At 64.7% G+C, this 13,238-nt stretch carries 13 protein-coding genes; all 13 read left to right on the top strand.

Features of this window, described 5'->3' with window-relative positions; translation table 11 throughout:
- Positions 1-9: 9 nt before the first annotated feature.
- The 13 genes from NLM31_RS34285 (at position 10) to NLM31_RS34225 (ending at position 13,217) form a co-directional block, all read left to right on the top strand.
- Positions 10-777, top strand: coding sequence for a MotE family protein (locus tag NLM31_RS34285; protein ID WP_254133685.1), 768 nt, complete (start codon positions 10-12; stop codon positions 775-777).
- Positions 777-1,472 carry a flagellar basal body L-ring protein FlgH gene (gene flgH / locus NLM31_RS34280; RefSeq protein ID WP_254133684.1) on the top strand — a complete coding sequence of 232 codons (696 nt, stop codon included), beginning with the start codon at positions 777-779 and terminating at the stop codon, positions 1,470-1,472. The genes NLM31_RS34285 and flgH overlap by 1 nt, the downstream gene beginning before the upstream one ends.
- A 30-nt stretch (positions 1,473-1,502) precedes the next feature.
- The gene (locus NLM31_RS34275) at positions 1,503-1,946 is read left to right on the top strand and encodes a flagellar basal body-associated FliL family protein (protein WP_148772957.1); all 444 of its coding nucleotides are present in this window, start codon (positions 1,503-1,505) and stop codon (positions 1,944-1,946) included.
- The gene (gene fliP, locus NLM31_RS34270) at positions 1,943-2,683 is read left to right on the top strand and encodes a flagellar type III secretion system pore protein FliP (RefSeq protein ID WP_254133683.1); all 741 of its coding nucleotides are present in this window, start codon (positions 1,943-1,945) and stop codon (positions 2,681-2,683) included. Before NLM31_RS34275 ends, fliP begins: the two co-directional genes overlap by 4 nt.
- Positions 2,684-2,925: 242 nt before the next feature.
- On the top strand, positions 2,926-3,831 hold the full coding sequence (locus tag NLM31_RS34265) for a flagellin (RefSeq protein ID WP_254133682.1): 906 nt from the start codon (positions 2,926-2,928) through the stop codon (positions 3,829-3,831).
- A 270-nt stretch (positions 3,832-4,101) separates the two neighbouring features.
- Positions 4,102-5,010 carry a flagellin gene (locus tag NLM31_RS34260; protein WP_254133681.1) on the top strand — a complete coding sequence of 303 codons (909 nt, stop codon included), beginning with the start codon at positions 4,102-4,104 and terminating at the stop codon, positions 5,008-5,010.
- A gap of 276 nt (positions 5,011-5,286) precedes the next feature.
- Positions 5,287-6,195 (top strand): flagellin, encoded by a 909-nt coding sequence (locus tag NLM31_RS34255; RefSeq protein WP_254133680.1) that lies wholly within the window; start codon positions 5,287-5,289, stop codon positions 6,193-6,195.
- A gap of 303 nt (positions 6,196-6,498) precedes the next feature.
- Entirely contained in the window at positions 6,499-8,124 is a 1,626-nt protein-coding gene (gene fliF / locus NLM31_RS34250) for a flagellar basal-body MS-ring/collar protein FliF (protein WP_254195130.1), read from the top strand.
- The gene (locus NLM31_RS34245; protein ID WP_254195129.1) at positions 8,121-8,828 is read left to right on the top strand and encodes a hypothetical protein; all 708 of its coding nucleotides are present in this window, start codon (positions 8,121-8,123) and stop codon (positions 8,826-8,828) included. The genes fliF and NLM31_RS34245 overlap by 4 nt, the downstream gene beginning before the upstream one ends.
- Positions 8,829-8,835: 7 nt before the next feature.
- On the top strand, positions 8,836-10,155 hold the full coding sequence (locus NLM31_RS34240; RefSeq protein WP_254195128.1) for a MotB family protein: 1,320 nt from the start codon (positions 8,836-8,838) through the stop codon (positions 10,153-10,155).
- On the top strand, positions 10,152-11,336 hold the full coding sequence (locus NLM31_RS34235; protein ID WP_254195127.1) for a chemotaxis protein: 1,185 nt from the start codon (positions 10,152-10,154) through the stop codon (positions 11,334-11,336). Before NLM31_RS34240 ends, NLM31_RS34235 begins: the two co-directional genes overlap by 4 nt.
- Positions 11,333-12,682 (top strand): flagellar hook-length control protein FliK, encoded by a 1,350-nt coding sequence (locus NLM31_RS34230; protein WP_254195126.1) that lies wholly within the window; start codon positions 11,333-11,335, stop codon positions 12,680-12,682. Before NLM31_RS34235 ends, NLM31_RS34230 begins: the two co-directional genes overlap by 4 nt.
- Complete coding sequence (locus tag NLM31_RS34225; RefSeq protein WP_254195125.1) at positions 12,633-13,217, top strand: transglycosylase SLT domain-containing protein; 585 nt, start codon at positions 12,633-12,635, stop codon at positions 13,215-13,217. The genes NLM31_RS34230 and NLM31_RS34225 overlap by 50 nt, the downstream gene beginning before the upstream one ends.
- Positions 13,218-13,238 lie beyond the last annotated feature (21 nt).

Raw genomic sequence — 13,238 nt, 5'->3', positions numbered from 1 at the left:
CGCGAGCCGATGCTGAAGCTGGATCACATAGCGCAACTTCTTCTCCTGGCCGCGATGTTCGCGCTCGCAGGCACGTCGCCCGCGCTGGCGCTGGATGAGCCGAAGCCGTCGAAGCCGCTCAATCTGCTTTCCTTCGCACGCGCTCGCGCGCCCGGTCCGCAGAGGCCGCACGTGGCGGCGACGCCGGTCCCGGGCGATAATTCACAGGCAACCGCCTGGGCGGCCGAGGATTCGGGTCCTGCAATCACGGGAGCGGTTCCGGCGGCGGCTGCTCCGCCGGCGCCTGCACCAGCACCCGTGCCGACGCGCCCGGCGAAGTCCGGCAGCATCACGGCCCCGCCGAAGCCGGCGCCGGCTCAAGCTGCTGCGCCCGGTGACAACGAAGTTGCGCTGTTCTGCAGCAACGTGGCCGACCCCGCCGTCGACGCCAGGCTCGCCTGGCAGCTGAAAGAGCTGGAGAAGGCCGAGAGCCTGCTGCGGGAGCGGATCGCCGAAGTCGAGGCCAAGCGCGCCGAATACGAAAAGTGGATGGCCCTGCGCGACGACTTCCTGAAGAAAGCGGAAGCGAGCGTCGTCGAGATCTATTCGCGCATGAAACCGGACGCTGCCGCGACCCAGATCGCCGGCATGGCCGACGAGACGGCTGCGGCGGTGCTCGCAAAGCTCAGCCCGAGGAGCTCGAGCGCGATTTTCAACGAGATGGAGACCGGGCGCGCAGCGCATCTCGCCGACCTGCTCGGTGGAATGCGTCGCGTGGATGACGGGAAGACCAAGTAATGAAGAAGCCGATCCTCCTCCTGTCGCTCGTGCTTCTCGGCGGATGCTCCCATGATCCGGCAGAAATCCTGACCGGGCCGAAACTGTCGCCCGTGGGCAGCGGGCTGAGGACGCCGGCCGAACCGATCCCGGTGACGCCCCGCATGCGCACGCCGGTCAGCTATCGCTCGACCTGGGATGACGGCACCGACCTCTACCGCGATCCCCGCGCCCGGCGCGTCGGCGACGTCGTGACGGTGATCATCTCGATGCAGGACAAGGCCAAGCTCGACAACAAGACCGACCGTTCGCGCGACTCGCAGATCCAGTTCGGGCTGAACTGGCTGATGGACGTCGCAGGATGGCAGGATAAGGGCCAGACCAACGCCAACCTCAACACCAATACCCAGATCAAGGGCAACGGCCAGATCGACCGCTCCGAGGACATCAAGCTTTCCATCGCCGCCGTCGTCACCGACGTGTTGCCGAACGGAAATATGATGATCAGCGGGTCGCAGGAGTTCGGTATCAACACGGAGATGCGCGTGCTCAACGTCGGCGGTATCGTGCGCCCACGCGATATTTCGCGAACCAACACCATCTCCTACGAGAAGATCGCCGAGGCGCGCGTGTCCTATGGTGGTCGCGGAAATCTGTCTGACGTGCAGCAACCTGGATGGGGTCACCGGATCTATGATGCCGTGGCACCGTTCTGAGGCTCGCGCGTCGTGGGAGCAGGGGGCGTCATGCGCCTGATTGCCGCCATCCTCGTGCTGACCCTGGTCGCGATCGGCGCGGGCGCGCTCGCGGGCTTGCACCTGTTCGCGGCGGCCGAACGCGTCGCGGACGCAAAGAAGGGCGCCACGCCGCCGCCGATCGCCTCGAGCTACGCCGGCAGCGCGCGGCTCAGGAAGCTGTCTCCGATCGTGACCAATCTCGCGGCGCCGGCCAACAATTGGGCCCGGGTCGAAGCCTCCATGGTGACCGACAGCATGAGCGACGAGGATGCCGGCATTCTGGCCGCTCATATCAGCGAAGACATCGTCACTTACTTGCGGTCCGCCTCGGTCACGCAGTTCGAAGGCACGCGCGGACTCCAGCATCTGCGCGACGACCTGTCGGAACGCGCCAGCATCCGCTCGTCCGGCAAAGTCCGTGAATTGATCATTGAGACGTTGGTGATCCAGTGAAACTGAGAGTCCTGCTGCTTGCGTTGCTCCTGGTCGTGCTGCCCGAGGTAGCGTTCGCCCAGATCCCGGACCTCAATTCGCTGCTGCCGCCGGGCAACGGCTCGACCAGCGGCCGCATCATCCAGCTCATGGCGCTGCTGACGGTGCTGTCCGTCGCACCGGGGCTGCTCATCATGGTGACGAGCTTCACGCGCTTCGCCGTCGCGCTCTCGTTCCTGCGCGCCGGCCTCGGCCTTCAGACGACGCCGCCGAATCTCGTGCTGATCAGCCTTGCCATGTTCATGACCTTCTACGTCATGGCGCCGACCTTCGATCGCGCCTGGGAAACCGGCGTGCAGCCGCTGATGAAGAACGAGATCTCGGAGGAGGAGGCTTATCTGAAGATCAGCGATCCCTTCCGCGAATTCATGCTGGCCCACGTCCGCGACAAGGACCTGCAGACGTTCGAATCGCTCGCCGCGGAAAGCTTCCGCAAGAAGTTCGACGACAAACGCATCGACATGCGCGTCATCATTCCAGCGTTCATGATCTCCGAGCTCCGGCGTTCGTTCGAAATCGGCTTCCTCATCATCCTGCCATTCCTGGTCATCGACATGATCGTGGCGACGCTGACCATGTCGATGGGCATGATGATGATGCCGCCGTCGATCCTCGCGCTGCCGTTCAAGGTGCTGTTCTTCGTGCTGATCGACGGCTGGAACTTGCTCGCCTCCGGACTGGTGCGATCGTTCTCGTAAGAGCGATCATCGCCCCAACGATTGGTTAAGGTTAGCAAAGCGTAATGTTAACCATATGATTTTGCTACAGAATTCAAGTCCGTCTTAATTCGGAAGCAAGATTCGACGTGCTAGCAATGCGGCACGGCGGGTTGGACCCCACCCACATCAGTCCAAAGGCATGATGCCGCCCCTCCGTACCGGTGAAAGCCCGGTATGTCCCCTCGTGAAAATGTAACGCGTACATCAAAGGGACATTCGCAATGTCAAGCCTGCTTACGAACTCGACCGCTATGACCGCCCTCCAGACCCTGCGGTCTGTGAGCTCCCAACTCGCCACCACGCAGACCCGCATCTCCACCGGTCAGCGCGTCTCGACCGCTTCGGACAACGCTGCCTACTGGTCGATCGCCACCTCGATGCGCGCCGATAACGCCGCGCTCTCCGCGGTCTCCGACTCGCTCGGTCTGTCGGCCGCGACCGTCGACACCGAATATACCGCTCTGACCTCGGTTGTCGGCGACAGCACCGGCGGCCTGACCAAGCTGCAGTCGCTGCTGGTCGAAGCCAAGACGGCCGGTATCGATCGCACGAAGATCCAGGCGGACGTCACCCAGATTCAGCAGCAGATGAAGGGTACCGCCGATGCGGCGACCTTCAACGGCGTGAACTGGCTGAGCGCGACCTCCTCCACGCCGGCAACGGTTGACCTGGTGTCGTCGTACTCCCGCGTCGGCGGCACGCCGACCACGGGCTCCATCGCGCTGACGACTGCCACCTATGCGCTCTATAGCACGTCCACCACCGGCATCCTGGACACGGTGAGCGGCGGTGCGTCGGTCAACACGATCGACATCTCCACGCTGACCGACGCGGCAACTGACCAGGCCACGCTCGATACCTACATCGCGAAGGTCACCGCTGCGATCAACTCGGTGGCCTCCGCCGCCGCCAACCTCGGTGCCGTCAAGAACCGTATCTCGACCAACACGGACTTCGTGAAGTCGCTGATGGACTCGGTTGATCGCGGTATCGGCCAGCTCGTCGACGCTGACATGAACCAGGAGTCCACCCGTTTGTCGGCTCTGCAGGTCCAGCAGCAGCTCGGCGTTCAGGCGCTCTCGATCGCCAACGGCAGCAGCCAGAGCATCCTCTCGCTGTTCCGCTAAGCCTGAAACCATCTGGGAGAGGGCCGCGCTTCTCGCGAAGCGCGGCCTTTTCGTTTGGCGTGACCTTCCGTGCGCGCTGAAATTTCGGCTGCCCTGTTGCAGCTACGACACAGAGCCACAAGCCCCACACAAGCTTCGAGCGTTACGGTCGCCGCTACGACAGGTTGGGCCTAACCGCTTTTCCGCAGCCCAAAGGCATGACGCCGCCCTGTCGTACCGGTGCAAGTCCGGTATGTCCCCAAACAACTCAATCTTCAAAGGGACATCAAAATGGGTTCAAGCCTTCTTACCAACTCCGCAGCAATGACGGCGCTGCAGACCCTCCGCAACGTCAGCTCCAACCTCCAGACCACCGAAAACCGCATCTCCACCGGTCAGCGCGTGGCCACGGCTTCGGACAACGCCGCCTACTGGTCGATCGCGACCTCGATGCGCGCCGACAACGCCGCACTCTCCGCCGTCTCCGACTCGCTCGGTCTGTCGGCCGCGACCGTCGACACCGAATATACCGCTCTGACCGCGGTTGTCGGCGACAGCACCGGCGGCCTGACCAAGCTGCAGGCGCTGCTGGTCGAAGCCAAGACCGCCGGTATCGACCGCACAAAGATCCAGGCCGACATCACCCAGATCCAGCAGCAGATGAAGGGCACCGCCGATGCGGCAACCTTCAACGGTGTGAACTGGCTCAGCGTGACGACGGCAACGCCGGCGACCTTCGACCTCGTGTCGTCGTTCTCCCGCGTTGGTGGCACGCCGACCATCGGCTCCATCACCCTGACGATCAACAAGTACTCGCTCTACAGCACGTCCACCACCGGCATCCTGGATACGGTGAGCGGCGGTGCGTCGGTCAACACGATCGACATCACCTCGCTGACCGACGCGGCGACCGACCAGGCCACGCTCAGCGCCTACATCACGCAGGTGACTGCTGCGATCAACTCGGTGGCTTCGGCCGCCGCGGACCTCGGCGCCGTCAAGAACCGCATCTCGACCAACACTGACTTCGTCAAGACCTTGATGGACTCGGTGAATCGCGGTGTCGGCCAGCTCGTCGATGCCGACATGAATGCGGAATCCACCCGCCTCCAGGCGCTGCAGACCCAGCAGCAGCTCGGCGTTCAGGCGCTCTCGATCGCCAACCAGAACAGCCAGAGCATCCTCTCGCTGTTCCGTTAAGCCTGAAAACCATCTGAGGGGGCCGCGCTTCGCGAGAAGCGCGGCCCCTTTCATTTTGGCGTGCGTCGTTCGCGCGTCAAAGGTGCGATTTCGCGCCTCGGATTGCGGTCCGGTCACAGAGCCACAAGCCTCGCGCAAACTTCGCGTGCTATCGCCGCCGTTACGACAGGTTGAGCGTGCTTTTTCGCAGCTCAAAGGCATGATGCCGTTCTGCCGTACCGGTGCAAGCCCGGTATGTCCCAAAAATTTCAAATCGTTTTCAAGGGGACGTCGAACATGAGTTCTAGCCTGCTCACCAACTCCGCGGCAATGACCGCGCTGCAGACGCTGCGCAACGTCAGCTCCAGCCTCCAGACCACCGAAAACCGCATCTCGACCGGCCAGCGCGTGGCCACGGCTTCGGACAACGCCGCCTACTGGTCGATCGCGACCTCGATGCGCGCCGACAATGCCGCGCTCTCCGCCGTCTCCGATTCGCTCGGTCTGTCGGCCGCGACTGTCGATACCGAATATACCGCTCTGACCGCGGTCGTCGGCGACAGCACTGGCGGCCTGACCAAGCTGCAGGCGCTGCTGGTCGAAGCCAAGACGGCCGGTATCGACCGCACCAAGATCCAGGCCGACATCACCCAGATCCAGCAACAGATGAAGGGCACCGCCGATGCGGCAACCTTCAACGGCGTGAACTGGCTGAGCGTGACGACGGCAACGCCGGCGACCTTCGACCTGGTGTCGTCGTTCTCCCGCGTCAGTGGTACGCCGACGATCGGCTCCATCACCCTGACGATCTCCAAATACTCGCTCTACAGCACGTCCACCACCGGCATCCTGGACACGGTGAGCGGCGGCGCGTCGATCGACACGATCGATATCACCTCGCTGACCGACGCGGCGACCGACCAGGCCACACTCAGCAGCTACATCACTGCGGTCACCACTGCGCTCAATTCCGTGGCTTCAGCTGCCGCCGACCTCGGTGCCGTCAAGAACCGCATCGCCACCAACACCGACTTCGTCAAGACCCTGATGGACTCGGTGACGCGCGGTGTCGGTCAGCTCGTCGACGCCGACATGAACGCGGAATCCACCCGCCTCCAGGCGCTCCAGACCCAGCAACAGCTCGGCGTTCAGGCGCTCTCGATCGCCAACCAGAACAGCCAGAGCATCCTCTCGCTGTTCAAGTAAGCTCGCGCTTCGAACACGACCGTGCTCCCACGGGAGCACGGTCCCCGCCGTGAGTGGCGGAAGTGACGGCACATGATGTGCCCGTAGTCGCCCCCGACGCCCAGACCTGATGCCATAGGCTGCAGCCGATCACGCGGTCACGCGTTCGATCGTCCGTCCGTGCCATTGACCTGCCTGCGTCGCCCAAAGTTCTTGTAAAATTGCAACGCCTCGCCTGCGAAGCGACACATTCGCGTTTGCGCGCAACCTTCAGACAAGGTTGACAGCGGAGTGTCCTCACCGTTCGCATTGGTACGAGGTCATATGCTCAGTCGCGCGCAGCTACAGCAGCTGCTCAACAATCTGCTGGAACTTGGGCCGCGACGTCTGATGGCCTTGGGACTGATCGGCTTCGCCGTCCTCGTCACCGTGGTCGGGGGTGCTTATTATCTGAGCCGGCCGGAATTCGAATCCCTCTACACCGGCCTGACCCGTGAAGACGTGACGCGTATCGGCGCCGCGCTGCGCGAGCAGAACATTGCCTTCGATATCAACGCCGCCGGCGATACCGTCTCGGTGCGGCCGAGTCAGACCGCACAAGCGCGAATGCTGCTGGCGGAGAAGGGGCTGCCGACCAGCGCCAATGCCGGCTACGAGCTGTTCGACAAGATCGGGTCGCTTGGGCTGACCTCCTTCATGCAGGAGGTCACGAAGCTCCGCGCGCTCGAGGGTGAGATCGCGCGCACCGTTCAGCTGATGAAGGGCGTCAAGGCGGCGCGGGTGCACATCGTGATGCCGGTGCGCGGCTCGTTCCGCGCGACGCAGCAGCCGCCCTCCGCATCGGTTGTGCTGCGCACCGACGGTGCGATCGAGGCGCGCACGGCGCAGTCGATCCGCCACCTCGTCGCGGCTGCCATTCCCGGCATGACGCGCGATAAGGTCACCGTGCTCGACGCCGACGGCTCGATGCTGCTGGCCGAAGAGGATGAGGCCAGCGCCGCGCCGACCAAGATGGCGAGCCTGCAGAAGACGGTCGGCGGAATGGTGCAGGAAAACATCCGCAAGGCGCTGACGCCCTATCTCGGCCTGGACAATTTCGAGGTCAGCGTCGCGCCCCAGCTCTCCACCGACAAGCGCCAGATCAACGAGACGGTCTACGATCCCGAGACCCGGGCCGAGCGTTCGGTCCGCAATGTCCGCGAAAATGAAAAGTCGTCGAACGCGGATCGCTCGACGCCGACGACCGTCCAGCAGAACCTTCCGGACCAGCAGGTCAACGCCGGCGGCACCAAGAACTCCAGCGAGGACAAGACGCGGCGCGAGGACGTCACCAATTTCGAGGTCTCGTCCAAGACCACGACGACGGTCAGCGACGGTTACTCGGTCAAGAAACTCTTCATCGCCGTCCTGGTCAATCGCGCGCGGCTCGTCGCCGATCTCGGCGACAAGACCAACCAGGCCATCGTCGACAGCAAGCTCGCCGAGATCAGCCAGCTCGCAGCGACCGCAGGCGGACTGGACAAGGCGCGCGGCGACCAGATCCAGGTGACTGCGGTCGACTTCGTGGAAGGCTCGCGCGAGCTCGCGCCGGTGCCGCCGATCAGCTTCGTCGAGATGATGAACAAGCAGCTCGGCAGCGTCATCAATGCGGTGACGATCCTGGCCGTCGCCTCGATGCTGGTCTGGTTCGGGCTACGGCCCGCGGTCAACGGCATCCTGACCCATCGCGCCGCGCAGGAACAGACCGAGGCGGCCGAGGCCGCCGAGCTCGAGGCCGCCACGGCCCTCGCATTGGCCGACAGCCAGGATCCCGAGCTCAACCTCGTCGAGGACCTCGAAGGCAAGATGCAGCGAACGCCGCAGAAGCGGCTGGAGCAGATCGTTCGCCTCGATCAGATGCAGGCGGCAGCAATCCTTAAAGACTGGATGCGACGCGAGGAGGCGGCATGAACGCGGCAATCGGAAAACTCCTGACGCAATTCGATGCGAATGGCCGGGCCAAGTCGCCACCGCCACCGCCGCCGCCGAAGATCCAGGATGTCCTGACGAGAAAGGAGCTTCGGCGCGAGCCGCAAGCGCAGCCGCAGCCTCAAGCGCAGCGTCAGCCGCAGGCGCAGCCTCAACTTCAGCCGCCTCCGGCGCCCGCACCGGAAGCCGCGCCGGTCAATCTGCTCGAAGACGCCTATCGACGCGGCCATACTGCGGGTCTTGCGGAAGGCGAAGCCAAGCTCGCCGAAGAGCGCGTTCGCAGCGCGATCCGGCTCGGCGAGGAGCGGGCCAAATGGTCCGACCAGCAGGCGGTCGCGATCGTCAACGGTTTTGACGCCGCCTGCCGCGAGATCGAAAGCAACATTGCGAGCTCGGTCGCGCGGATATTGCTGCCGTTCCTCGCCGATGCGGTCCGCGACAAGGCGATCGGATCCCTGGTCGAGCAGATCTCGGCGCTGACCTCGAATTCCCCGGTGCCGGCATTCCGCGTCACTGGACCGAGCGAGCTCATCGATCTCGTCAGGACGCAGCTCAATCTGGCCGGCCGCTCCGGCGTCGAATACCAGTCCGCCGACACCGTCGAGGTTCGCGTCCTCGCCGATCAGACCACGATCGAGACGCAGATCTCGACGTGGATGGATCGGCTGAAAGAGGCACGCCGGTAGTTTCACCATGGAAGAGGTCAAGCACGAGCTCGTCATTATCCGCCGGCGGAGCGCTTTCGAGGACGAGAAGGCGCACGGCGGCGTTTGGAAGATCGCCTATGCGGACTTCATGACCGCGATGATGGCGTTCTTCCTGGTGATGTGGCTGCTCAATGCGCTCAACCAGGACCAGAAGCAGGTCGTTGCGAGCTACTTCAACCCGATCAAGCTCGCGGAAAACGCACCCGCGCCGAAGGGACTGAAGGACCTCACCAAGAAGGAGCCGACGACGTTCGAGGGACAGGATGGCAAGCGCCAGCCGTCCGGGCCGAACGAGGAGCGCCGCGGCGACTCGCCGACGGCCGAAAAGCCGCCGTTCTACGAAGAGAAGGTTCTGTTCCGCGATCCCTATGCAACGCTCGCCGAAATCGCGGCCAGCTCGAACCAGGCCTCGGGCCAGCGACGCGCCGGTGCGACGACTTCCGCGGAAGAAGATGGCCTCAAGGGCGGCGACGCCTATCGCGATCCGTTCGATCCCGGCTATTGGAAGCTTGCGCCCGAGGCCGCGAAGGAAGCGGATCGGATCATGGAGGGCGAGCCGAAGCCGAATGCGTCCGCGCGCGACAATTCGGCCGGCACAAATCAGGGCGAGCCGCGCCGTGGCAAAACCGATGACGCCGGTGGCAGCGTGGCCCCCGATGCGCAGGCGTCGACCGCGAGCCAGTCGCCGTTGTTGCCGCCGGGACCGGCGCCATCATCGTCTGTGCGTGACGCTAACGTTCAGCCGAACACGCAGGCCAACCTTCAGGCCAACGCCGCGCCGCAGGCACGTCTCACCGACGCTCCGAAGGAATCCGAGCCGCGTGACGCGGCCCAGACCCAGCAGCCGACCGTCAAGCAGCTTCAATCTGCGATCGCCGATGCCCTGTCGGATATCAAGGCCGGCGCCGGGCCGGTGGCCGAGGTCCGCCAGGTCGAGGAGGGGCTGCTGGTCAGCCTGACCGACGATGCGAGCTTCGGCATGTTCGCGGTCGGGTCGGCCGAGCCGCGGCCCGAGCTCGTTCGCGTCATCGACAAGATCGGACCTCTGATCGCGAAGCGCCGCGGCATGATCATCGTCCGCGGTCATACCGATAACCGGCCCTACAAGTCGGACAACTACGACAATTGGCGGCTGTCCACCGCGCGCGCGCAGATGGCTTACTACATGCTGGTTCGCTCCGGCATCGATGCGCAGCGGATCGAGCATGTCGAAGGCTATGCCGACCGCCGGCCAAAGCTTCCGAACGATCCGGCCGCCGCGCAAAACCGGCGTATCGAGATCCTGATCCGGGAGAAGCGCCCTTGATCAGGCCGCTGCTCCGCGCCGGGCTGCTGATCGTGCTGTCGCTCGCGGCGACACGCGCATCTGCCGAACCGACGGCTCCGTCCGGGGAGCCGTTCGAGCTCGTCCGCACGCTGCAGGCGGTGCAGGACGGCATCGCCAATGGCGACACCGCGGCGCATGCCAGCCACATCGCGTTGATCCGGCAGATCGGCGAAAAATTTCTCGCCGCCGACGCGAGCGTGTGGAGCAATCCGCAGAACGGCCAGGCGGTCGTGATCTATCTGCTCAGCGGCGGCGCCCCACAGATCGTCCGCAAGCTACCGCGCGACAAGATCAACGTGGATTCGCGGTTGTTCGACGGCGCGCTTGCTTATGTCGAAGGTCGGCAGGACGAGGCGAAGGACCTGCTCAAGGACGTCAAGCCGCGCACGCTCTCGTCCGGCATGGGTGGGCAGGTCGCACTGGTCCAGGGGGCGCTGTTCGCGCGTTCCGAGGCATCGCTTGCGATCGAGCGTCTCGACGACGCGCGCCTGCTGCTGCCGGGCACGCTGGTCGAAGAAGCGGCGCTGCGACGCGAGATCCTGCTGGTCGGGCAGGCGGAGGATTTCGACAAGTTCGAGTTCCTGACGCTGGCCTATATCCGCCACTACCGCAACTCGGTCTATGCTGGCGATTTCTGGCAACGCTTCTCCACCGGGCTGACGCAATCGAGTCTTGCGCTGGATGATCGCCGCTTTGCGCGGGTCGCGGCGCTGCTGGAACAGATCGACCGCGCCAGCCGCCTCAAGCTCTATCTGGTGATCGCGCGCGGCGCGTTGGTTCGCGGCAAGCTCGTCGTGACCCGGCTCGCAGGCGAACGGGCGCTGACGCTCAGCGCCGATGCCACGTCCGATCGTGAGCGTGCGCATTTCTACCGCGGCGCTTCCCGCGCGCTCACTGACGAATATGATGGCGGCCTTGCCGAGCTGAAGGCGCTCGACCGGGCGAAGTTGGCGGAGCGCGACGTCCTTCTTCTCAATGCAACCCTCCAGCTCGCGCTCGACGTCCGCAAGCCGATTGCGGGTCCGACTGCCGTCATGTCGGCCGACAAGCCGCCGCCCACGCCGGCCCGGATCGATCTGGCGTCGTCGAACGCAATGCTCGCGCGCGCACAGACGCAGCTCGGCGAACTGGAGCTTCTCACCAAGGATCGCCGTCCATGACCAAGCTTAGCGGAACGTCCGGACAGTTGTTCGCAGGCCTCGCCGAAAGTCTTACGCGAGGGGTGTCGCGCTCGGCGAAGGGTACTGCGACGACGGGGGCGAAAACGGCGGACGATTCATCGTTTCACGATCTGCTTCACACCGTCTCGAACATGGCCAAGCGGGCGTTGGACGATCAGGGGAGCGACGCCAGCGCAAAGGCCGCTCCGGTACGCCCACGCCTGGTTCAACTGACCGAGCCCGACACACCGAAGGACGAGCCGGTGCACGAGCGCACCGAAGAGCCCAAATCGTCGACCAAGAAAGACCCGGTCGATCAAACGGCAGAGGCGGACGTGCCGAGCAGATTGAGCGTTCCGACCATCGTGGGGCAGGAGCTCGCCGCCGCGCAGGCCGTGACGATGCAGACGCCGCAACCGTCGAACGACAAGAAGGACACCTCGGCCCGCGACGAACGCCCCGCCACAGCGAAACGCGACGTTCAGGGCATCACCGACGCAAAGGCTGTGACGGCAGATGTCGCGCGATCCGCCGCCGCGCCGTCGACCGTTGCGCCGCGCTCCACGGCCGATGTCTCCGGGCCGCGCCCACAGCCGGCCGCGGCGCCCCTTCAGGCGATGCCGGATGACAGCGACGTTCAACCGAAAGCCATGCCCGCCGCCACATCCGGGTTCGAAGCGGTCACAGCGAATGTCGAGCGCGCTGCAAAGTCCGCGGGCCGCGACGCGTTGCCCGAAACGACCAAGGTCACGGTGGTCCAGCAGGAGACGCATCTGCCTCCCGTGCAGCAGTTCAGCGCGAGCCAGCAGGTCGCGAACGCCGTGGTGTCGGACCTGAAGAGCTCGCCCGCGCCGACTGCGTCCGCCGCGGCCGATCTTGTCGGCGCGCAGAGCAATGCGCCGGATCAGCCGGTCAAGATCCTCACCGTCAATCTCGAGCCGCCGGATCTCGGCAACGTCACCGTGCGCCTTCGCCTCGTCGGCACCGAGGTGTCGGTTCAGCTCGCCGCCCAACGCAAGGACACCAGCACGATGCTGGATCAGCAGCGCGACCAGATTCGCGACCTGATGCAGTCGGCGGGCTACGTGGCTGACGTCGCACCCGTACAGCACGGCTCGCTCGATGGATTCCAGGCCGGATCCGGCCAGCCGCAGTCGCAGCCGCAGCTCGCGAGCCAGCAACAGCAATCATCCCAGTCGCAAGGCGCGTTCAGCGGCGCGGGCACCTCGTCCGGTCAGTCGGACGGCGGAGCCAGGCAAGCCCGGCAGGATCAGCAGCCCAACCAGGAGGCACGCCATGACCAGGACGTGGCGCCGCAGACTCGCCGCGGCCCTGTTTATCTGTAGCACCGGCGCTGCCGAGGCGGCGGCGACCGACACTGCGCGCCCCTGCGAGCGCGAGATGGCGCGCGCCTCGCAGCAGCATGGAATTCCGCTCGGCATTCTTTATGCCGTCGGTCTCACCGAGACCGGCCGGCGCGGCGCGCTCTATCCCTACGCGCTCGGTGCTGAAGGGCAGACCGTGTTCGCCAAGGACATGGATGATGCAATGGCGAATTTCGAAGCGATGCGAGCCAGGGGCATCAAGCTGATCGATCTCGGCTGCATGCAGATCAACCACTATTTTCACGGCGACAAGTTCACCTCGGTGCGCGCGATGTTCGATCCGGCCAGGAACGTCGACTACGCCGCGCGCTTCCTCAAGGAGCTGAAGCAACGCGAGGGAAGCTGGACCATGGCGGTCGCCCGCTACAACGCCGGCCCCAACAATCAACCGGCGCAGAAGCGTTACGTCTGCCACATCGTCGCGCATCTCGTCTCCAGCGGCTTCGGCGCGTGGACCGACAAGGCGCGCTCGTTCTGCCAACCCAAGACAACGTAAGCCAACGAAGTAAAACGACGA

The organism is Bradyrhizobium sp. CCGUVB4N, assembly GCF_024199945.1.
In the GTDB taxonomy this organism is placed as follows: domain Bacteria; phylum Pseudomonadota; class Alphaproteobacteria; order Rhizobiales; family Xanthobacteraceae; genus Bradyrhizobium.
Note: the sequence above shows the minus strand (reverse complement) of the source record. Positions and strands in the feature narration are given on the sequence as shown.